The sequence below is a fragment of the Enterobacter cloacae complex sp.6700776 genome (genome assembly GCF_048284255.1).
GTDB classification, from domain to species: Bacteria; Pseudomonadota; Gammaproteobacteria; order Enterobacterales; family Enterobacteriaceae; genus Enterobacter; species Enterobacter intestinihominis.
In genome coordinates, this window is sequence record NZ_JBLVYK010000192.1 from 1 (window position 1) to 297 (window position 297).

General features: G+C 45.1%; 1 pseudogene. It reads right to left on the reverse strand.

The features are described 5' to 3' along the window. Nucleotides 1–297: pseudogene (gene aceE, locus ACNQ0T_RS23840) on the reverse strand (pyruvate dehydrogenase (acetyl-transferring), homodimeric type); the annotation flags it as partial.

Here is a 297-nt window from a genome sequence, read left to right on the forward strand (position 1 = left end):
TCACCGTCAAGGGTTTCGTTCATCAATTGAACCAGTTTGCCGGTTGTATCTTTACGCAGCAGTTCATCCCAACGGTCGCCCCACATAACTTTGATAACTTGCCAGCCAGCACCACTGAAGATGCCTTCTAATTCGTTAACGATTTTACCGTTACCTGTTACTGGGCCATCAAGACGTTGCAGGTTACAGTTAATAACGAAGACTAAGTTATCTAACTTATCGCGAGTTGCGAGAGTAATTGCACCTTGAGATTCTGACTCATCCACCTCACCATCACCTAAGAACGCATAAACACGC